Below are 21,487 nucleotides of genomic sequence, written 5' to 3' on the forward strand. Positions count from 1 at the left end.
TTGGGCACGAAAAAGTTGCAGTAGCTATTATTTAAAGGCTTGCGTTCAAGGGATGGCCGTATGTGCTTAGCCTTGAGAATAACAATTATAATAAGTGGTAATAATAATGATTCTCGGAAAACTGGATATTTTCAAGGGCTTAAATCCGCAGGAGCTAGCATTAATGGCGGATAAAGTGGTAGTGCGCACTTATGCTAAAAACACCGTGGTGATTAATGAGGGGGATTATGCCGATGCCCTGTATATTATTAACTCGGGTAGGGTAAAGGTGTACTGCAGCGATAAAGCCGGTAAAGAATTTATTATGAATACTATGAAGGCTGGCGAGCATTTTGGTGAGCTGGCGCTATTGGATGATGACAAGCGTTCGGCTTCGGTGCGCACCTTAGATAAATCCAATTTTTGCATTATCTATAAAGAAGACTTTAACCGTGTATTAGACGAGCAGCCCAATATTGCCAAGGTATTAATACGCAATCTTGCCCGCAGGGTGCGTAAGCTTACCCACGACGTGAAACTACTGGCCTTGCAGGATGTTTATGGCCGAGTGGTTAATGTGCTTAATGATCTGGCGGCGCCTAGGGATGCGATTAGCTCGATTATCCCTGACAAACTCACCCAACAAGATATTGCCGATAGGGTGGGGGCCTCCCGTGAGATGGTGGCCCGTATACTGAAAGACTTGGTGGCGGGTGATTATATTAGCTTTGAAGGCCGACAAATTATTATTCACGGCCGTTTGCCCGCCGAGTATTAGCGGCCTGTTTTTACCGCTTTAACGACGCAGTTTACTTCGCCCTTGCTCAACCTGGCGTTGAGTTCATCCCCTGCCTGCAGCTGTTGGGCATTAGTTACCACTTGACCGCTGTGGTCGGTCACTATGGCATAGCCGCGATCCAGGGTTGCCAGCGGGCTGACGGTGTGCAGGCGCTGCATGGTGCTTTTGAGCTGCTGCTGCTGCCTTTGCAGTTGTTGGCTGTGTAGCTGTTTTAATTGTTTCAATAAACTCAAGCTGTGTTGGCGCAGGCTGCGTATCAGGCCGTGTGGCTGGCAGCCCTGCAGGCGTATGCGCAGCAGTTCGGCGCGATGTTGGTTGTGGTTGCGGTTTTTTTGCCAGGCCTGTTGCAGGCGTATATCCAGTTCATCTAGGCGTTGTTGCTGCTCGGCCAAACGGCTACCGGGGTGGCGCAGGCGGCTGGATAGCCAACCCAGTTGTTGTTGCTGCTGGCTTAGGCGCTGCTGGATAAAACTGATCAGCCATTGCTGGTAGCCCGCGATGGTGGCGATTTGCTCACTGAGGTCGGGGCTGAGCAGCTCGGCGGCAGCCGAGGGGGTGGCGGCGCGCAGGTCGGCGCAAAAATCGGCTATGGTGAAATCGGTCTCGTGGCCTACGGCGCTGACCAGAGGTAGCTCGCTGGCGGCGATGGCACGGGCCACTATCTCTTCATTAAAGGCCCATAAGTCTTCTTGCGAGCCGCCGCCGCGGCCCAGCAATATCACATCAAAATCGGCTTGTTGGCTGTTAACCAAGTGGTTGGCGGTGTGTATGGCTCTGGCGATTTGCCCTGCTGCCTCGTTGCCCTGTACCGCCACCGGTAAAATCGTGACCTGTATACCCGCGTGGCGGCGCTTGAGCACCGTTAAAATATCCCGAATTGCTGCGCCGGTAGGCGAGGTGATGACGACTATATGCTTAGGGTGCTCGGGCAGGGGTTGTTTAATGCTGGGGTCAAAAAGCCCCTCTAGGTTGAGCCTGGCTTTGAGCTCCTCAAAGGCGCGGGCCAGGTCGCCAGCACCGGCGGGCTCCATATACTCGGCGATGAGTTGGTAGTCGCCGCGAGCTTCGTACAGGCTGAGCTTGGCGCGGATAACGACTTTTTGCCCGGCTTGCGGTTGAAACCTCAGCCGCAAGTTATTGCCGCGAAACATGGCGCAACGTACCTGGGCGCTGGCGTCTTTGAGGCTAAAGTACCAGTGGCCGGAAGAGGGGCGTGAGAGGTTGGAGATCTCACCCTCTATCCAAACATTGGGAAATTGCGACTCCAGCAGGCGTTTGGCTTGGCGATTAAGCTGGCCTACGCTGAGCACGGTACGATTATTTTGTGGGGCTTGGGGTGTCAACATGGCGCTATTGAAACATAAACCCTTGTAATTGCATAAGTTCTTCTGCTTGGCCTGGATATTAAGCGCAGGAAACCCCCATAAACACTGGGTTTTCGTATTTACCTTGCCTTATCAATAGCTTACAATACGGGGCTAATTTATACCCGTGTCACAGCGGCGTTTCTTTTTACAGCAGATCAACTGGAATCTAATATGTTGCGCATTGCTGAACAAGCCTTAACTTTCGATGATGTTTTATTGCTGCCTGGCTATTCTGAAGTCACTGCAAAAGATGTCGATTTAACGACTCGCCTAACGCGTGGTATCACCCTCAATATGCCTCTGGTGTCGGCGGCTATGGATACGGTGACTGAAGCTCGCTTAGCTATAGCTATCGCTCAAGAGGGCGGCATAGGCATTATCCATAAGAGCATGACCATAGAAGAGCAAGCTCAGCAGGTGCGTGCGGTTAAAAAATATGAAAGCGGAGTGGTGAAAGACCCTATTACCATTAACGCTGACGAGCCTATCTCCAAGCTGTTTGAAATTCGTGAGACGTATAATATCTCTGGTGTACCGGTCATCGATAAGGGTGATTTGGTCGGCATAGTTACCAGCCGTGACGTGCGTTTTGAAACAGACTTAGCGGCGCCTGTTTCTAAAATCATGACCACCAAAAAAGATTTAGTCACCGTTAAAGAAGGTGAAGACTTGGATGTGGTGCGCGAGTTATTGCATCACCACCGCATAGAAAAAGTTTTAGTGGTTAACGACGACTTTAAATTGCGCGGCATGATTACCGTTAAAGATATGAATAAAGCGCAAACCTACCCCAAGGCTTGTAAAGACCACGATGGCCGTTTGCGGGTAGGAGCCTCAGTAGGCACCAGCGCCGATACCAATGATAGAGTTGCCGCCTTGATAGCGGCGGGTGTGGATGTGTTGGTAGTAGACACTGCTCACGGCCATTCTAGAAATGTGATTGAGCGTGTGCGCTTAATCAAGCAGCAATACCCAGAGGTACAAGTGGTAGGCGGTAATATCGCCACCGCTGAAGCGGCCTTGGCCTTAGTAGAAGCCGGTGCCGATGCGGTAAAAGTGGGTATAGGCCCAGGCTCTATATGCACCACCCGCATAGTGACAGGTATAGGTGTGCCACAGATTTCAGCCATAGCCAATGTTGCCACGGCCTTGCGTGAGCACGATGTGCCGGTAATAGCCGATGGCGGTATACGTTTTTCTGGTGATATTTCTAAGGCCATAGCGGCTGGAGCTAGCGCGGTAATGATGGGCAGCATGTTTGCCGGTACCGAAGAGGCGCCGGGCGAAGTTGAGCTGTATCAAGGCCGTACTTATAAATCTTACCGTGGCATGGGCTCTTTAGGTGCCATGGCGCAAACTCAGGGCTCTAGTGATAGATACTTCCAAAGCGCCGATGCTGGTGTGGAAAAATTAGTACCCGAGGGTATAGAAGGGCGAGTACCTTATAAAGGGCCTTTGTCGGCTATAGTGCATCAATTGATGGGCGGCTTATGTTCAGCCATGGGTTATACCGGCAGCCCCGATATGCAAACCATGCGTACCAAACCTAAGTTTGTGCAGGTGACTGCGGCGGGTATGAACGAGAGTCACGTACACGATGTTAGCATCACCAAAGAAGCGCCGAATTATCCACGCGCATAACCGCAAACAGGGGCAGCGATAGGCTGTCCCTTTTTGATTATGTGTGATTACTTTTTTATTTTTACCGTTTAGAGATTAACTATGTCACGTGATATTCACGCCCAGAAAGTTTTAATTTTAGATTTTGGCTCGCAATATACTCAGCTGATTGCACGTAGGGTGCGTGAGATAGGGGTGTATTGTGAAATACGCGCCTTTGATATTTCTGACGACGATATTAAAGCCTTTGACCCCAAGGGGGTTATTTTGGCGGGCGGCCCTGAGTCGGTAACCGCGGGTGAATCACCGCGAGCGCCTGAGTTAGTTTTTAACCTGGGGGTGCCTGTATTAGGTATTTGTTACGGCATGCAAACCATGGCCGAACAAATGGGCGGCAAGGTAGAAGGCTCGGATATACGCGAGTTTGGTTATGCCCAAGTTAAGGTAGAAGGCGAGTCAGCGCTGCTACACGATATTAAAGATCACGTTAACACCGACACCGGTGCGGCTTTATTAGATGTATGGATGAGCCACGGTGATAAAGTGGTGGCCATGCCCGAAGGCTTTGAGTTAATGGCTTCTACCGAGTCTTGCCCTATAGCCGGTATGTATCACGCCGAGAAACGTTTTTTTGGTGTGCAGTTTCACCCCGAAGTGACGCACACCTTGCAAGGCAAGCGTATTTTTGAACACCTGTTATTAGAGTTGTGTGGCTGTGAAGCTTTGTGGACCCCAGCCAATATCATTGAAGATGCCATTGCTAACGTAAAAGCGCAGGTGGGTAGTGATAAAGTATTGTTGGGCTTATCCGGCGGTGTGGATTCTTCGGTGGTGGCGGCCTTATTACACCGCGCCATAGGCGATCAGCTAACCTGTGTGTTTGTGGACAATGGCCTGCTGCGCAAAAACGAAGGCGGCCAGGTGATGGATATGTTCGCCAAAAACATGGGCGTAAAAGTGATACGCGCCGATGCCGAAGAATTATTTTTAAATAATCTTAAGGGCGAAAGCGACCCTGAGAAAAAGCGTAAAATTATAGGCAACACTTTCATCGATGTGTTTGATGCCGAAGCCTCTAAACTTAAAGATGTTAAATGGTTGGCGCAGGGCACTATCTACCCCGATGTGATCGAGTCAGCGGCTGCTGCTACCGGCAAAGCCCATGTGATTAAGTCGCACCACAATGTGGGTGGCCTACCTGATGATATGCAGTTTGAATTGGTAGAGCCTTTGCGTGAATTGTTTAAAGACGAAGTGCGCAAAGTGGGCTTGGAATTAGGCCTGCCTTACGACATGGTCTATAGGCATCCCTTCCCCGGCCCGGGCTTAGGTGTACGTATCTTAGGTGAAGTGAAAAAAGAATACGCCGATATTTTGCGCGAGGCCGACGCCATCTTTTTAGAAGAATTGCACGCCGCCGATTGGTATCACAAAACCAGCCAGTCTTTTGCGGTATTTTTACCGGTTAAGTCGGTAGGTGTGGTGGGTGATGCGCGCCGCTATGAATATGTTATCGCGCTGCGTGCGGTAGAAACCATAGATTTTATGACTGCCAGATGGGCGCACTTGCCCTATGACTTATTAGAAAAAGTCTCCGGTCGTATCATCAATGAAATTGGTGGTGTATCGCGGGTGACTTATGATGTGTCTAGCAAGCCGCCTGCTACCATCGAGTGGGAATGATCCCACGTCTGGCAACGCCAAGTATCTACAAGCAGTAAACCTACTATAACCCATTGTTCTCAATGGGTTTTTTCTTTATTGGCTTGGTAATTTCAAGCACCTTCTAGCACCGCCAAGCAAACTTTGTTCATGGCATTTTCCATGGTATCGTCTTTTTCAATGTTGATGACCAAAGACAATACCATGCAGTGATTTTTAAGGTCTTCATGGTATTGGATTTCGTTAACTCTTTGTTATCTAAAAGAAAAACACCCTAAAAATCGCTAGTTTTTATCATGGTATTTGGGGCGTTTTGAGAGGGTACCTTTATGTTGACTGATACCAAGCTTCGAAACCTGAAACCCAGAGACAAAATGTACAAAGTTGTTGACCGCGATGGGCTTTACGTCGCTGTATCCAAGACTGGTACAGTCTCATTCAGATACAACTACTCATTAAATGGTCGCCAAGAAACGCTGACTTTTGGGCGCTATGGCGTGGGTGGTATTAGCTTGGCAGAGGCTAGAGAGCGTCTTAACGAATCAAAGAAAATGATTGCTTCTGGTAAGTCTCCTGCGAGAGAAAAGGCACGCGATAGGGCGCGGGTGAAAGGTGCCGAAACATTTGGTGCTTGGGCAGATAAATGGCTGCGTGGGTATCAGATGGCGGATTCAACCCGCGACATGCGCAAGTCTGTTTATAACCGAGAATTAAAGAAGGCTTTTGGTAATCAGAAGTTGGCTGAGGTTACCCATGAAGATCTACGATCTTTGACTGACGCTATTGTTGAACGAGGTGCCCCGGCAACGGCTGTTCATGCGCGCGAGGTAGTTTTAAACGTCTACCGTTGGGCGATTGAGCGAGGACAGAATGTAGAGAATCCGGCTGAAATGGTACGTCCAACCACTATAGCTAAATTTGTACCGCGTGAAAGAGCATTAACACCGTTTGAAATTGATCTGATGTACAAGTACATGAATCGAATAGGGACATCACCTCAATACCGCGCGGCGATTAAACTATTGTTGCTCACTCTAGTGAGAAAGTCAGAGTTATCCAATGCAACCTGGGATGAAATTAATTTTAGCGAAGCGCTTTGGACTATTCCGAAAGAACGCATGAAAAGACGTAAGCCTCATTTAGTTTTTTTATCTCAACAAGCAATGGATATCTTTATTGCATTGAAAACATTTGCTGCTGGTTCAAAGTATGTGCTTCCCTCGCGGTATGATTCGGATACACCTATGAGCAATGCCACGCTAAATAGGGTGCTCACATATACTTACAAAGCTGCTCAGAAAGATGGAAAGTCGCTTGCTAAATTCGGTCCTCATGATTTGCGCAGGACAGCCAGTACGCTGCTGCATGAGGCTGGTTACAACACGGATTGGATAGAGAAAAGTCTTGCCCATGAACAGAAGGGAGTTAGGGCAATTTACAATAAAGCGGAATACCGAGAACAGCGAACAGAAATGTTACAGGACTGGGCGAATATGATTGATGAATGGACTAGCGAGAACCGAGAAGTAGAGGCATACCAGGCCTGATGGCTTTAGCGTCTGATTGTTTACGCTCTTCAATCCAATTTTCTACTTCCGCTAAATCCCATGCGACATTGCGGCTTGTTAATACGATGCGGCGAGGGAATTCGCCGCGTTTTTCCAGATTGTAGATGGTGCGATCTGAGAGCGGAATCATCGTTAATAATGTTCTGCGGTTGATCAGCGTCTTTCCTGAATTCAAGGTGCTTCCATTATCCCGATGCTTGGTTTCTCTGGTGTTACCCACGGCTATTATTCCATCTACTCAATTTACGGATGTCGAGCGAGAACACTAACAATTCATGTATCGACTTTCCGTTGCAAATCTTTCAATGCGATAAAAAATTATTCTGATACGAAATGCTGCTGTGCAATCAGGTTATTCAGCCATTGCCGAAGAAACGAATTAAGCTCTTTACGCTGTTGAGGGTGGAACTTGCCAGGCTCTGGAAAGACTTGCTGATAGATAGGCGGTATCGACATTTCAAAGGTAAAGGCTTCTGCCATTCGTTGAGATGGGTAGATAAGTACAACCATCTCCGGATCTTTGCATAGATCGCCGTTCTGCTCAAAGTAATGCGCCAGTGACACCGCAATACCCTCATCATTGCCTGAAACACCGTCCAGATGGGGTAAACGCTCCACCACCCAATCCATTAACCCCGCCACCTGACTGCGGCGACATTGATTGGGTACAGCCCTCTCATTAGTAATAACACCCAGTTTAATCAGCCGGTCATAGTTAGTTTCATAAATGGTCTTTCTCATAATGGTTACCCTTGAGTTCGTGAATTGTGCTTAACGAGCGCAGCACCCGTCTGCGCTCCTGCACCGCTGGCGAAGCGTGGGGGTAGCAAATGGCCAGTGGCTCACCGGAAGCCGCAGCTAAGTGACTGAGCAACGCGAAGGAATCTGAACGGGTGAGGAAGCGCGGAGCCTTGCACTTGCAATGCGCGAGGGGCAAGGCCCCTTAGCAAAGTAGCTTGAGCATCTGGGTTGATATTTGGCTGAGAGGTGGATGAAGGTGAGGAAAACTGTTTCGATGATTTTGCAGCCTGGAGGGCTGAAGCGTTAGGGATTGATAGGGCGGCAGTTCCCCAACGGGGAATGAGCGATTAGCGAACCCGGCCAAGCTCGGTAAACGCCAACATACTTAAATCAAGATACTTCCAGAATGGTTGAAATAACAGCTAGACGTAGGTTTCATCGCAATTGGATGTGGTATTTTTTTCCTTGAAAAGAATGACCTCAGATTCCAGGTAAAAAACTTTGCGAAACCGCTTACACCAGGGTAATTCGGGGCGCTCTCCAGTACAGCGCCATTTTCTCAGTGTGCTGGGCGACAAACCTAGTAGAGAAGCTGCCTCTTTGGTGGTGAGTTCACGGTCATCAATAGTCGCTGTGGTGTCGTTCATGTTTTGGTTTCCGAAAGAGTCACGAGCACATTAACGGTATGGTTAGTCGATAGTCACACTTTTTGTTTCAGTCCATAAAGAAATATATTTCGAGTACGAGCGCTATCTATTGAGATCGAGCTTTTATAGGATCTGGCACGCCTTGTGAGTGTATTTACTTACAGTCACAAGGTGTAATGAATCACCTAATGGTTACACTGGGTCTAGCCTGCAGAAATTTTGCTAGTGTGCGGGTATCGTTGGAAGTCAGTCAGCCGCTGCCCTAGGTGAGAGCCGACTTCTGGTTGTAAGCAATCTTTTAGTATGAAAAGGATGATAATAAAGGCTAAGAGGCGGTGTATGGTAGAGCTAAAATTGACTAATTAGGTAATATATGATGAACTAAAAGCGGTTCGGTTTGTCGTAAGTGGTCGAGCTATTTCTTTAAAGTCCTTTAACAGTTATTAGATGTGTCATGAGAAAATGGGTGTCTTACATGTTAGTCGTACTGATTGCTCTGCAGTCAGTGTTGGCTGTGGCTGACTCTCATGAGGAACATCATTCAGATACAGACCCACAAGGGATATATCACAGTTTTGCCGATACCGAAGATGGTAATAGTATTGCAGACCAATTAGATGGTGGTCTGTCTTCAGCAGATTCGATAGATTGCCACCACAATCATTGTCCCCATTTCAATTCTATTGTCGCACCCACATTCAGTCATGTTTCTGCGAAAGGCAAAGTTCGCCTATTAAGTCTAATCGGTGTTAAGCCTAATTACATTCCTTCTTCGCTAGACCGTCCTCCTCAAGCCTAATCCTACGCACAGTCTTTTATTGGGTTTATCGCCGTTAGAGCGATAATGCCCTGGTTTGTCACGCTTATGTAGGATTAATACCATGCTAAGTATTGAACATGGGGCCGTGGTTGTGCCCCGAAGCAACCGAAAAAGGTTAGGAGTCGGCTTTGCCCTAATCGGTTTGCTGATGCTGCCCGTTACTTCATTGCAGGCAGCAGAGAACACAATCACATTGCAAACTGCGATACAACGTACCCTGGCCAAGAACCCGTCTTTGAAGGTTTTTGATTTTCGTCAGCAAGCGCTGAAAGGCGAGTTGGCTACGGCCGAGCTCCGCCCAGCCTATGAACTGAACTTTGAGGCCGAGAACTTTGCGGGTTCCGGAGATCTTAATGGGTTTGACCAAGCGGAGCTGACGATCTCATTGTCATCAGCATTAGAGTTGGGTGGAAAGCGGGATGCGAGAGTCGAGGTTGTCAATCGTGGTTTCAGCCGGTTTGAAGCTCAAAGGCAAGCAGACGCTTTGGATTTATCGGGTGAGGTTACGCGCCGTTTCATTGATGTGTTAGCTGCACAGCAACGCGTGGTTTTGGCGGAGAAAGCGGATCAGCTGGCGAAGGAGGCATTAGTGGCAGTCAAAACAAAGGCTAAGGCTGGCGCGTCACCGGATGCTGAAGTTAAACGTGCCGAAGCAGCCGCAGCTCAGGCTCATCTTACGGTTTCTGCAGAAAAGAAACAGTTGAGTTACCTCAACGTAGCTTTGGGTTCACTTTGGGGAGAGACAAAGCCGGATTTTAATCGGGCTGAAGGTGATTTGTACCGTTTTAGTAAGGATGTGACATTCGATACGCTGTATGAACGTGTTGAGCTGAACCCGGCGATTCAGGTTTTTGCTGCAGAGGAGCGATTAAAGGAAACCGAATTACGGCTGGCCAAGACCCAGAGTCGTAGCGATGTGAACTGGTCGGTTGGATTGAGGCGGTTTCAGGAAACGGATAACACAGCTGTTGTCGCAGGATTTTCCGTCCCTTTGTTTTCCGGACGCCGAAATAGTGGAGCGGTTCGGTCAGCCACAGCCGCTCGTGACGTGATCTCTGTACAGCGAGAGGCTGCTTTGCTGACGATGCGTGCGCAACTGTATCGCGCTTATAGCAATCGGCAGCAGGCTATTCACACCGTAGACGATTTACGTAAGAACATTGTTCCTGCACTGGAGCAGGCCTTGGAGGGAACACAGCAGGCCTATGAACGTGGACGTTATAGCTATGTCGATTATGTATCTGCTAGGCAAGAGTTGTTAAGTGCGCGTCGAACCTTGATTGATGCCGCCGCCGCCGCTTTGCGTTATGGCGCGGACATTGAACAACTTACCGCAGAACCGCTGACGGTAGAGCAATATTCTTTCACCAATTTCCAAGGAGCTAAACAATGAATATTTGTATTTTGAAAAAAAAGGGCTCGATGGGGTTGGTCATCGGTTTTGTAGCGTTGCTCACAGTGAGCCTGGCTGCCAACAGTGAGAGTGATGACCATGCGCAACACGGGCATGAATCACATGACCATGCAAAGCAGAATTATGAAGAGCATCAGGGAGATGACCATGAAGAGGGTCATGAAGAAGAGAATGAGGAACATGGTCATGAGGGAGGGGATCTAGAAGATCAGGAAGGCGTTGTTGAAATTACTGACGCGATGGCTAGCAAAGCCGGTATTACCACCTTCGTTGCTGGTCCTGGTGAAATCAACAAGACGCTGACCGTTTATGGTCGGGTGATTGCCGACCCGGGGCGTATCAGTCATATTCGTGCACGCTTTCCCGGTACGATTACACAGGTAAGCGCCAGTATCGGCGAGCGTGTCGAAAAAGGGCAAAAGCTGGCAGAGGTGGAGTCGAATGAAAGCCTCAAACGCTATGTTTTAAAGGCACCTTTTTCAGGGATCATTACGGCTCGTCATGCCTCACAGGGTGAAGCGACGGAGGAGCAGGCACTGTTCACGGTTGCTAACTTTGATCAGGTTTGGGCAGAGTTCCAGATATTCCCTGGCCAGATGAGCCGTATCGCCTTAGGGCAGCCGGTCACCATGTCAATAGAATCGGAGCAGACAACGTCCATGATCAAACACTTGATTCCCAGCGACAGTGGTCAACCGTTTGTCCTGGCTCGGGCAGCTATTGATAATAAGCAAGGACGTTGGACTCCTGGATTGTTATTGCAAGGTCTGGTGACTGTGGAGCAAGTGCAAGTCGCCCTGCGAGTGGACAATCGCTCTTTTCAAACGTTTGAAAGCCGCACGGTTGTCTTTGTCAAAGAAGGTGAACGCTATGAAGCACGACCGGTCACACTGGGTCGCAGTGATAGCCGTTTTACTGAGGTATTGGATGGGCTGAAGTCTGGTGACGAATATGTTGTCAAAAACAGCTATCTGATCAAAGCCGATTTAGAAAAATCCGGCGCTTCCCACGATCACTAAGAGGACGTAATCATGATTGAATCAATTTTGCGCCTCTCGATCGAGAGGCGTTGGCTAATACTATCCCTGATACTGGTGCTGTTAGGTTCTGGTATTTGGAGCTACCAACAGTTACCCATCGATGCAGTACCCGATATCACCAATGTCCAGGTGCAGATTAACACTGAAGCGCCTGGGTATTCCCCGCTGGAATCTGAGCAACGTATTACCTATCCGGTTGAGACTGCTTTGGCGGGTATCCCCAATCTTTCTTATACTCGCTCCCTATCCCGTTATGGTTTGTCGCAAGTCACGGTGGTGTTTGAAGAAGGAACCGACCTGTATTTTGCCCGCAATCTGATTAATGAGAGGCTGGGCGTTATCAAGAGTTCATTGCCGCCAGGCCTTGAGCCATCGATGGGGCCTATCGCGACCGGCTTGGGCGAGATATTTTCCTACACGGTTGAGGCTGAACCTGGTGCGGTACAGGCCAACGGTAGCCCCTACGATGCCACGGCATTGCGGGAAATTCAGGACTGGATTATCAAGCCGCAGCTGGCACTTGTGCCAGGCATTACCGAGATCAACACCATCGGTGGTTATGATAAGCAATACCATGTTACGCCCAGACCACAGGCGATGTTGGCTTTTGGTGTATCGTTGGACGACATTGGTGATGCCCTTCGCAACAATAACAGCAACCGTGGAGCCGGTTATGTTGAACGCAACGGCCAGCAGTTGTTGGTGCGTTCGCCGGGGCAGCTACAGGCGATTGTCGATATCGAGCAAGTCGTCATCAAAGACATTGACGGTGTGCCTGTAAAAATTGCTGACGTTGCCGGTGTAGCAATCGGCAAGGAATTACGCACCGGAGCTGCTACCCGCGATGGCAAAGAAACCGTACTGGGTACCGCTATGATGTTAGTGGGTGAAAACTCCCGGACTGTTGCCCTTGCAGTTGCTGAGCGGTTGGAGCTGATACAGAAAACTCTTCCTGACGGTATCAAGTTGGACACTGTGTATGACCGCACCGTGCTAGTGGATAAAGCCATTGGTACCGTGCAGAAAAACCTGGTGGAAGGGGCGTTACTGGTTATCGCGGTGTTGTTCTTGTTGCTGGGTAATATCCGTGCGGCATTGATTACAGCCGCAGTGATTCCGCTAGCGATGCTGGCGACTATCACAGGCATGGTTAAAGCTGGCGTGTCGGCGAACCTGATGAGCCTGGGTGCGCTGGACTTTGGCCTGATCGTGGACGGGGCGGTGATCATTGTTGAGAACGCGATTCGCCGTTTGGCTGAAGCGCAGCGCAGTAACGGTGGTAAGCAGCCGTTGAAAGAGCGCTTGCAGTTGGTGTTTGAAGCGACTAATGAGGTCATCCGGCCTAGCCTGTTCGGTGTAATGATTATCACGGTAGTGTATATACCACTATTTTCCCTCACAGGTGTAGAAGGGAAAATGTTCCACCCTATGGCGGCAACAGTAGTCATGGCACTGCTGGCGGCTTTGGTGCTATCGCTGACGCTTGTACCTGCAGCCATTGCCGTGTTTATGACGGGTAATATCAGTGAAAAGGAAAACCGTGTTGTTAGCGCGGCTAAATCCGTATATGAGCCGGCATTAAAAGGAGCGATGAAACTGCGTTGGTGGGTGTTATCAGCGGCGTTGTCGCTGGTAGTTCTCAGCGGTTGGTTGTCAACAACACTGGGCTCTGAGTTTATCCCGCAACTTAAGGAAGGTGATATTGCTCTGCACGCTATGCGTATACCCGGTACTGGCCTGGAGCAGGCTGTCAGTATGCAATTTCAGCTGGAGGAGCGGATTATGGAGTTCCCTCAGGTGGATAAGGTGTTTGCCAAAATTGGCACTCCTGAAGTGGCTACCGATCCCATGCCGCCCAATGTAGCCGACAACTTTGTGATGCTGAAGCCGCGCGATCAATGGCCCGATCCGACGATGACTCAGACGGAGTTGGTCAGGGAGATTGAGGAGGCGGTTAAACAATTGCCGGGTAACAACTATGAGTTCACACAGCCAATCCAGATGCGATTCAATGAACTGATTTCTGGTGTGCGTGCCGATTTGGGGATTAAAGTGTTTGGCGATGATCTTGAGCAGCTGGAGGTATCAGCTGAAGAGATTTTAACCGTGATCAAATCCATGCCGGGGGCAGCCGATGCGAGAGTAGAACAGGTATCCGGTCTACCCATGCTGTCGGTGGTGCCCAAACGCTTGGCGATTGCCCGATATGGACTGAATGTGATGATGGTGCAAGACCTGGTGGCAGCGGCGATCGGTGGTGAGCCAGCAGGACTGATCTTTGAAGGTGACCGGCGCTTTGAATTGATCGTTCGTCTGCCTGAGTCTATACGCAGGGACTTGGATGGACTCAGCGAGCTGCCTGTGCCCTTGCGCAATGGCGGTTATGTGCCGCTTTCTGAGGTGGCGACATTGGATATCGCACCAGCACCTAACCAGATCAGCCGTGAAAACGGCAAGCGCCGCGTTGTGGTCACAACCAATGTGAGAGGACGAGATCTCGGTTCCTTTGTTGCAGAGGTTAAAACCCGTATTGCACAAGAGGTCGATCTACCAGCTGGCTATTGGCTGGATTACGGTGGGACCTTTGAGCAACTGGAGTCGGCCACTCAGCGTCTGTCGATAGTGGTGCCAATTACTTTGGTTGTTATTCTAGGTTTATTGGTGATGGCGTTTAATTCGTTTAAAGATGCAGCCATTATCTTTACCGGCGTTCCGCTGGCCCTGACCGGTGGTGTTATTTCACTTTGGCTACGGGATATGCCTTTGTCGATTTCTGCCGGGGTAGGATTTATCGCCCTGTCTGGCGTCGCCGTTTTGAACGGGTTGGTGATGTTAGCATTTATCCGCGATCTTTGGCATGAGCGGGGCGACCTGGCTTCGGCTGTCATCGATGGTGCTTTAATTCGACTACGCCCTGTTCTGATGACAGCTTTGGTTGCCAGTCTGGGCTTTGTGCCTATGGCGCTCAACACAGGTACCGGTGCAGAAGTGCAACGACCGCTGGCAACGGTTGTGATTGGCGGTATTGTATCGTCAACCATACTGACCTTGTTTGTGCTACCTATCCTGTATCGGTTGGCGCATGCGCGTGAAAAAGTGTAACGGATAATTACGTCATATAGAGGCTATACCGCCGCACCCGAAGGTTTGGGGCGGCGGTTTTTAGTTGAACCCGGTATTGGGCCAAGGGGAATGAAATGGGTATAGATAAAAAATTTGAACGTATTTCTGTATTTATTTACTTTGTCGCTGCCATTGCATTGACTTTAATGGCTCTGCTTATTATGGGGTGGTCTGTTTATGAAGTTTTGGCTCATGTATTAACTGTGGATGGTCTGAGCGATGGTTTTGTCTCTAAGATGCTCAGTTCTGTAGGTGCGATAGTCATTTCGGTGGCCATTCTGGACGTTGCTAAATACATGATTGAAGAAGAAGTTGTTCGTAGTAAAAAATTGCATTCCCCTAAAGAGGCCAGGTAAGCACTCACCAAAATCATGGTTATAATTTCGATCGTCGTTGGGATTGAGGGCCTGATCTATATTTTGAAGGCTGGGACAGCAGACATTACTTTGTTGATTTACCCAGCAATTTTAATTATTACCTCGGTATTTCTAATGATTGGCTTGGGTGTGTATCAAAAAATTAGTTTACAAGCTGAAAAACTCGAGCAGGATTAATCGTTTAACAAGCTGCGGAGTGGTGGTTATCTTTTAAAGGAGCTTCAATGTTTGAACTGGATTGGGCTTTAGAATTTAGTATGACCGGTAGATTACTATTTGCAGGTTTTTTAGGAGCATTGATTGGGCTGGAACGTGAGTTACATAAAAATTCCGCCGGTATTCGAACCTATGCAGCTATTTCTATGGGAGCTTGTACATTCGGATTGGTGTCCATGCATGTTGATGCGCCTGATCCTACCCGAATCGCGGCTCAGGTGGTATCAGGAATAGGTTTTATCGGAGCTGGTATTATTTTTAAGTCTGAAGATAAGATAAGCGGCTTGACTACTGCCGCAACGATTTGGGCAACAGCTGCGGTGGGCCTTGCTGTTGCTTTCAAAATGTTACTACTACCGGTGCTGTCTGCAGTACTGCTGTTTGGATTGTTGGCGCTCCATCACCTGCCTATATTAAAGCAAAAGGAATAGAAAAATGGGAATGCATAGTCATGAGCACGGGGTAGACCGGAAACTATCCATCGCAGTCTTAATCAATATTTTTCTAACAGTGGCTCAAGTTGTCGGGGGAGTGTTATCCGGTAGTTTGTCACTAGTTGCAGATGCCTTGCATAATTTGAGTGATGCAGGAGCAATAGTCATTGCTGTAATCGCTAGAAAAATAGGCAATAAGAATGCGAATGAGAGCATGACCTATGGCTATAAGCGCGCTGAGATTCTGGGTGTTCTCATTAATAGCACAACGTTAATTGTCATTGGCCTTTATCTGATCTATGAAGCTTTTAACAAATTCTTTAATCCGACACCTATTGATGGTTGGATAGTGTTTTGGGTGGCTGGTATTGCCTTGGTTATTGATATTGGTACGGCATTTCTAACCTATTCTGCTGGGGCTAGGGAAAGTATGAATATTCGAGCGGCGTTTATTCACAACGTATCCGATGCGCTGGCTTCTGTTGCAGTGATTGTCGCCGGTGTCATGATTATTCTTTATCAGCTGTATATCGTGGATGTTATTGCGACGATAGCCATATCTGTCTACGTCATTTATCACGGTATAGTATTGCTAAAAAAATGCATTTTGATTCTCATGCAGGCGGTCCCGGAGGGGGTCAGTATTAATGACATCAAGTCTACTTTGAATGATATTGAAGGGGTTGATCAGGTAGAGCATGTGCATGTTTGGCAGCTGGATGAAAATAGGTTGTTTTTTGAAGGGCATTTATCTTTAAGGGGTACTGATCGAACTACCATTAAATCGGCGGTTAGGTCAGCATTAAAACAGAATTTCGGAATTACTCATTGCACTATAGAAGAAATATAGGTGAGGAATATGAGAGTTTATTCCTGAGGCTTAAGGCCCACGTCACTGCAACCAAATGCAGTGACGTGGGGTACGATAAATCGCTAACCCCCATGAATACTGATCTCTATAAATATTCCTGACATGCCGAAAGCATTATCAGGGTATTTTCTCTTCACTTTATGGATACTAAAACCTCAATGTGTGGCTATTGCACTCTCAATAGCAAACCGGCTCGAAAGGGCTTTTCAAGTTGATTCACGCAACCGCGATGAGTGGCTTATCACTTAGTTGTATAGATAAATAAGGAGAAATGCCTGGCAAAAGAAAAAATGAAAGTAGTAGTACTGTCTAAAGCGTGAAAACGAAACCCTGTCGTACCCATCCGGGAATTGGCATTGTTGGTTATGCCGCTATTCAGGTTTTGTGGGAGTGGTGTCCCGTGACGTTAGCAATCTGATTTTGAGATTGCTTCTCCATCCACTGTGGTGGCTGGACAGTCATAAACACTGACCGAAACTTTAACACCGCACTGTTCCAGCTTGAAGACGACTGTTCTGAACGGTCGCACGTCTGTTCCATAGGGCAATTTGTCCGTTCAGAACAGTCGTCTTAGGCGAAGAACGGACAACAAGCCTGACCGGAACGATTAGACACAAACGAAGCTATCTATAACGCACGATCAATTTTTTTGCTTCAATGCCGGTAATACTTAGCTGTCGGCTGATTGGCATTAGATTGATGCATCAATAAATACTTGAAGATTATTTCCTTCGGCCTTGAAAGGTTAACTAACGACTCAGCATATCTTCTTTTTCGAGAATGTGAACACGCTTTAATTCTCGACGAGGAGTTGTCTGTGAAAGATCTCAATTATCAATTAAAGGATTTATGTCAGCGCAATCAAGATGGCAGTCGCGCCACACAAGCTGAACGCTTTCAGTTGTTACAAACGATGGCGAATCATCTTAATGAATTGGGCTATCGGCGAATGGAGGCGAAATCTCTCAAGCCTAAGCATGTCGATGCTTTGGTCACCAAATACCTCGAAGAAGGGCTGACTCCCGGTACGATCAAAAATCGTCTTGCAGCGTTGCGTTGGTGGGCTGAAAAAATCGGTAAGCAAAATGTAGTTGCTAAGGACAATGCCTATTACGGCATTGACTCTCGGGTCTTTGTCACTAACGTGTCGAAAGCGCGTGACCTGGATCAGGAGCTGCTCGAAAAAATCAGCGATCCACATTTAAGAATCAGCCTGGAACTGCAAAAAGCCTTTGGCCTGAGGCGGGAAGAAGCAATTAAGTTCAGTCCGGACTACGCAGACCGAAATACCTACATTCGTTTGAAATCTACCTGGTGTAAAGGAGGGCGGGCACGAGAAATTCCTATTCGAACCGACGAGCAGCGGGATGTTCTCCGGCGGGCACGATTGGTAGCCGGGAAAGGTTCATTGATTCCATCCCACCTGATGTATGTTCAGCAAATGCGCCTCTATGAACGTGAGACGCAAAAGGCAGGGCTATCCAAGTTGCATGGTTTGCGTCACCGCTATGCGCAAGAGCGATATTACGAACTCACCGGAAAGCAGGCACCCGCCTGTGGTGGCCCATCTAGCAGTGAACTCACTGAAGAAGAACGCGCGAATGATCAGGTGGCTCGCTGGGCGATTTCTCAGGAGCTCGGTCATGAGCGTGAGCAAATCACGGCGGTGTATCTCGGGCGGTAAGCAATCATTCAGGAGTTACGCTCAACGGGCGCTGCCCTGGCCGCTGGGCCTTCCCGCCCTCGCCGGTAGCAGGGGTTGCAGCAGCACTGCAACCCCTTTGAGAGGGTGAGAATGATCAATCGCATCAAGGACTACTCGGCTCATGCCTGCGTTCCTCCTTGACGCTGAAACCTCATGACGAATCACACTGTGGCTATTGCAGTCTCAATAGTACCCGGCAGTTACGCTGCCAATCAATCGGTATGGCCCGAAAACGTTACAAGCAACTGCTGATACGTTAGCCAGTTATACCACCCCTACGGGAGAAATGATTTCCCGTAGGGACATATTTCTCTTGTTCATTCAACGATGAGGAGAAAGATGATGGAGTACCTGGAAATGCGAGGTGCAGTAAAACTCAAAGCAGATGCCGATAATGCTGTTGTGCGATCCGTTCTCAGCAAGTTGCGAGAAACCGAGTTTGTCGATGCAGGCTATATCGATATAGGCATTGAGGAAAATATCCTGAGTATCAGTGCCGAAGGCACAATCTCAGAAAGTTACAGTACCCGTGCGTTGTTAACACAGCTGCAAGGTCAGTTGACAGAAACGTCGATGATAGGTGTCACAAGTGTACGGTGGGAAACCCTCGTAGTACTGAAGCACTGGCAGCCAACACCGGCTATGCGACTAGAAGTTAATGATCAACTGGCCTTTGCCCAGTAACCCACGATAAAGGTCTGGCTCCCGTCAGGCCTTTATCATTTCCACTTCTCCCTCACTCCTTGAAAATCGATCAATCCTATTCTTTCTTTTGTCCATGAAAGCTTTTCGCTGCCACTAGCAAGCTGCCATCACTAATCTGGTAACCGTTTTTAACGATTGGATGAATGGTGGTATTCATGCGAGAGACAGTGATTGGCAGGTGGATGGCGATGCTGACGATGATATTCGCTCTTCCATTAACGGTGCAGGCAGACACTACGGATACGGAGGATAGTCGTATCCTTGAGAGTCGCTATCTTTCTGTTCCTATGGGGCCGGAGAGCGCACAAACTGACTTGCTGAAAAGCATCGTTGATATCCGAGTACCTGAGCAAATTACCACGGTAGGAGGGTCGCTGGACTACCTGTTGAAGCCCTATGGTTTTCAATTAGACGACTCTCATGAGGCAGATGAACAATACCTTTTGTTGGTTTTGACACTTCCCGAACCGCATCGAAATTTGGGATCAATGACGTTAATGGATGCTTTGACCACCTTGGGCGGGAAAAGCTTTCGACCTCTAATCAATCCAGTCAAGCGCTCAGTGCGCTATCAGTTGCGTGAAGGGTTTGGTCAATTTGCTACTGCTGAAGAGATGGAGATCGCCAAACAACAATGGTTGGATCAGAAGGAAATAAACTCATTGCCGTCGAAAGAGCCGGGGGCACTTTCAGCCGCGCAGCAAGATCGTCAAAGCTACGGTCCTGTGCAGCGGGGTGACATTTTAAGCCGCATCGCCAGCCAGCTCGATCTCCCAGGCATGACAATAGACCAGGTTCTGGTTTACCTCTTTCATGCGAATCCCCATGCGTTTGCCAATGACAATATGAATCATCTATTAGCTGGTGCGATGCTGAAACTACCGCCTGTTAATCCTGAAACATTGCCAACCGCATTTGAAGCCAGTCAGCTCGTTGACGAGCACTACCGTCTATGGATTCAGCGTGAGGTGACACCGTGAATCACCAGCGTACTTTAGCAATAGGGTTGATTTTACTTTTGTCTATTTCCGGCGCAGCGATTGCGGATACGAATGAGGTTTTAACACACACATCACAAACCCCTGGTGCTGAAACGCCGATCAGCCGAACGATTGAATTACAGACCTTGGCGAAACGGTGGGGATTAGATCAAGAAGAGTATCAGCGTTATCTCGATTTAATGCGTGGCCCATTAGGAAAATGGAATCCCGACCTTGATCCATTGTTAGCACTTGGGATGTTTGCAGAGTCTCCGCAGGAAGAACAGCGTTACGCCGAGCTGTATGCGCAACAGGAATTTGATTTAACCGGGCGCACGTTGAGATTTCAACAAGCCTACCGCGCTGCCTTCGAACGTCTGTTCCCCAATGCAAAGATGTTAGATCACCGCTTGTTGGCTCCTTACTTTGCGCACCAACAACAGAAGTCTGCAATGAAGGACGCGAAGCGATTAGCGCAAAAACGCTTTGTTGATGGTGACCGTCTGCTTCTTTTTGTACCGCCAAATTGCCGTGAGTGTTTGCCGGTTATTAACCGATTAATGGGGTTGCTGTCGAGTGCTCAACAAAGCGGTGTCGATGTGTACGTTCGCGATGCTCAAGATGATGAGGCTGTTAGAGCATGGGCGAATGCCCACGCTATAAAAACAGCCTGGTTCGATGGGGGGCATCTCACTTTGAACCGTGATGATGGGTTACTACAGCGATTGAAGAGTCAATCCACGGTTTCAACGGCAGATGCTATGCCGATCTTCTTAAAACGTAATGGACGTTTCTTTCAGTTGAGCAGGGAGAGTTTAGGGTTATGAATCCTTATTTGATGAGGTCATGTTTGGTTAAACCTTGTTTAGTGAAAAAATGGATCGCCGGGGTGACATTGATGCAATCAGTGGCGGCGGTCGCATTGGAGGACGTGCCAGTGGCCTATTTGATAGTTGCCAAGAGTCATCAAGTCCCTGTCGATATTCTCTATGCGATAGCAATGGCAGAAAGTGGTACGCATTATCGCGGTGAGCGGGTACCGTGGCCCTGGGCGTTGAATATCGATGGCCAAAGCGTCTTTTGCGAATCCCAGCAAGATGCAATTCACCGAGTTTCCCAGGCTATCCGAAATAGGCAGTCAGTTGATATCGGGTTGATGCAAGTTAACTGGCGTTGGCACGGGCAACGGTTTGCCACGATTGACGAATCGCTGGTGCCTATTAAGAACCTCAGTGCTGGAGCCACGATTCTGTACGAGCAGTTTGAGCAGACTAATGACTGGTGGGAGGCGGTAGCGCGCTACCACGACCCCGGCCAGGACGCGGAATCGCTCGACAGCGCTCAGCGTTACCGAGAGCGTGTAAGGCAGTATTGGCGGGAGTGGTTCTAATGCGAGGGCTATTCGGACTGCTGTGCCTG

General features: G+C 48.6%; 20 protein-coding genes. 16 read left to right on the top strand and 4 right to left on the bottom strand.

The window, feature by feature from the left end; genetic code table 11:
* Nucleotides 1–106 precede the first annotated feature (106 nt).
* A complete protein-coding gene (locus NO559_RS08180; protein WP_258331323.1) occupies nt 107–757 on the top strand; it encodes a Crp/Fnr family transcriptional regulator in 651 nt (216 codons plus the stop codon).
* Here the strand turns inward: NO559_RS08180 and xseA are convergent.
* The gene (gene xseA, locus NO559_RS08185) at nt 754–2,124 is read right to left on the bottom strand and encodes an exodeoxyribonuclease VII large subunit (protein ID WP_258331325.1); all 1,371 of its coding nucleotides are present in this window, start codon (nt 2,122–2,124) and stop codon (nt 754–756) included. The genes NO559_RS08180 and xseA overlap by 4 nt on opposite strands.
* A 192-nt stretch (nt 2,125–2,316) precedes the next feature.
* Between xseA and guaB the strand changes: the two genes are divergently transcribed.
* From guaB to NO559_RS08200, 3 genes are all read left to right on the top strand, one after another.
* On the top strand, nt 2,317–3,786 hold the full coding sequence (guaB, locus tag NO559_RS08190; protein WP_258331326.1) for an IMP dehydrogenase: 1,470 nt from the start codon (nt 2,317–2,319) through the stop codon (nt 3,784–3,786).
* Between the two features lie 81 nt (nt 3,787–3,867).
* Entirely contained in the window at nt 3,868–5,448 is a 1,581-nt protein-coding gene (gene guaA / locus NO559_RS08195) for a glutamine-hydrolyzing GMP synthase (RefSeq protein WP_258331327.1), read from the top strand.
* 308 nt (nt 5,449–5,756) lie between these two features.
* Entirely contained in the window at nt 5,757–6,974 is a 1,218-nt protein-coding gene (locus NO559_RS08200) for a site-specific integrase (protein WP_258331328.1), read from the top strand.
* On the opposite strand, the gene NO559_RS08205 is transcribed toward NO559_RS08200, so the two are convergent.
* The 3 genes from NO559_RS08205 to NO559_RS08215 all read right to left on the bottom strand — a co-directional run bounded on the left by NO559_RS08205 (nt 6,937) and on the right by NO559_RS08215 (nt 8,383).
* A complete protein-coding gene (locus tag NO559_RS08205) occupies nt 6,937–7,170 on the bottom strand; it encodes an AlpA family transcriptional regulator (protein WP_156873349.1) in 234 nt (77 codons plus the stop codon). The genes NO559_RS08200 and NO559_RS08205 overlap by 38 nt on opposite strands.
* 143 nt (nt 7,171–7,313) lie before the next feature.
* Nucleotides 7,314–7,736: a DUF1249 domain-containing protein gene (locus tag NO559_RS08210; RefSeq protein WP_258331329.1), complete on the bottom strand. Its 423-nt coding sequence runs from the start codon at nt 7,734–7,736 to the stop codon at nt 7,314–7,316.
* Nucleotides 7,737–8,158: 422 nt separating this feature from the next.
* A complete protein-coding gene (locus tag NO559_RS08215) occupies nt 8,159–8,383 on the bottom strand; it encodes a helix-turn-helix domain-containing protein (RefSeq protein ID WP_258331330.1) in 225 nt (74 codons plus the stop codon).
* A gap of 475 nt (nt 8,384–8,858) precedes the next feature.
* On the opposite strand from NO559_RS08215, the gene NO559_RS08220 reads away from it, so the two are divergent.
* The 12 genes from NO559_RS08220 to NO559_RS08275 all read left to right on the top strand — a co-directional run bounded on the left by NO559_RS08220 (nt 8,859) and on the right by NO559_RS08275 (nt 21,458).
* On the top strand, nt 8,859–9,182 hold the full coding sequence (locus NO559_RS08220; RefSeq protein ID WP_258331331.1) for a hypothetical protein: 324 nt from the start codon (nt 8,859–8,861) through the stop codon (nt 9,180–9,182).
* An 82-nt stretch (nt 9,183–9,264) separates the two neighbouring features.
* Nucleotides 9,265–10,596 (top strand): TolC family protein, encoded by a 1,332-nt coding sequence (locus NO559_RS08225; protein WP_258331332.1) that lies wholly within the window; start codon nt 9,265–9,267, stop codon nt 10,594–10,596.
* A complete protein-coding gene (locus tag NO559_RS08230; RefSeq protein ID WP_258331333.1) occupies nt 10,593–11,636 on the top strand; it encodes an efflux RND transporter periplasmic adaptor subunit in 1,044 nt (347 codons plus the stop codon). Before NO559_RS08225 ends, NO559_RS08230 begins: the two co-directional genes overlap by 4 nt.
* A 12-nt stretch (nt 11,637–11,648) precedes the next feature.
* Entirely contained in the window at nt 11,649–14,759 is a 3,111-nt protein-coding gene (locus NO559_RS08235) for an efflux RND transporter permease subunit (RefSeq protein WP_258331334.1), read from the top strand.
* A 95-nt stretch (nt 14,760–14,854) separates the two neighbouring features.
* Nucleotides 14,855–15,136, top strand: a complete 282-nt coding sequence (locus tag NO559_RS08240; RefSeq protein WP_258331335.1) for a hypothetical protein — start codon at nt 14,855–14,857, stop codon at nt 15,134–15,136.
* 245 nt (nt 15,137–15,381) lie between these two features.
* Nucleotides 15,382–15,804 (top strand): MgtC/SapB family protein, encoded by a 423-nt coding sequence (locus NO559_RS08245; protein WP_258331336.1) that lies wholly within the window; start codon nt 15,382–15,384, stop codon nt 15,802–15,804.
* Between the two features lie 4 nt (nt 15,805–15,808).
* Nucleotides 15,809–16,657, top strand: a complete 849-nt coding sequence (locus tag NO559_RS08250) for a cation diffusion facilitator family transporter (protein ID WP_258331337.1) — start codon at nt 15,809–15,811, stop codon at nt 16,655–16,657.
* An 838-nt stretch (nt 16,658–17,495) separates the two neighbouring features.
* Nucleotides 17,496–18,362 carry a phage integrase N-terminal domain-containing protein gene (locus tag NO559_RS08255; RefSeq protein ID WP_204995685.1) on the top strand — a complete coding sequence of 289 codons (867 nt, stop codon included), beginning with the start codon at nt 17,496–17,498 and terminating at the stop codon, nt 18,360–18,362.
* Between the two features lie 360 nt (nt 18,363–18,722).
* A complete protein-coding gene (locus NO559_RS08260) occupies nt 18,723–19,067 on the top strand; it encodes a hypothetical protein (protein ID WP_204995684.1) in 345 nt (114 codons plus the stop codon).
* Nucleotides 19,068–19,276: 209 nt separating this feature from the next.
* Nucleotides 19,277–20,068 (top strand): FimV/HubP family polar landmark protein, encoded by a 792-nt coding sequence (locus NO559_RS08265; RefSeq protein ID WP_258331338.1) that lies wholly within the window; start codon nt 19,277–19,279, stop codon nt 20,066–20,068.
* The gene (locus NO559_RS08270) at nt 20,065–20,895 is read left to right on the top strand and encodes a TIGR03759 family integrating conjugative element protein (protein ID WP_096910816.1); all 831 of its coding nucleotides are present in this window, start codon (nt 20,065–20,067) and stop codon (nt 20,893–20,895) included. Before NO559_RS08265 ends, NO559_RS08270 begins: the two co-directional genes overlap by 4 nt.
* Complete coding sequence (locus tag NO559_RS08275; RefSeq protein ID WP_258331339.1) at nt 20,892–21,458, top strand: transglycosylase SLT domain-containing protein; 567 nt, start codon at nt 20,892–20,894, stop codon at nt 21,456–21,458. The genes NO559_RS08270 and NO559_RS08275 overlap by 4 nt, the downstream gene beginning before the upstream one ends.
* Nucleotides 21,459–21,487 lie beyond the last annotated feature (29 nt).

The organism is Dasania sp. GY-MA-18 (assembly GCF_024734385.1).
In the GTDB taxonomy this organism is placed as follows: domain Bacteria; phylum Pseudomonadota; class Gammaproteobacteria; order Pseudomonadales; family Dasaniaceae; genus Dasania; species Dasania phycosphaerae.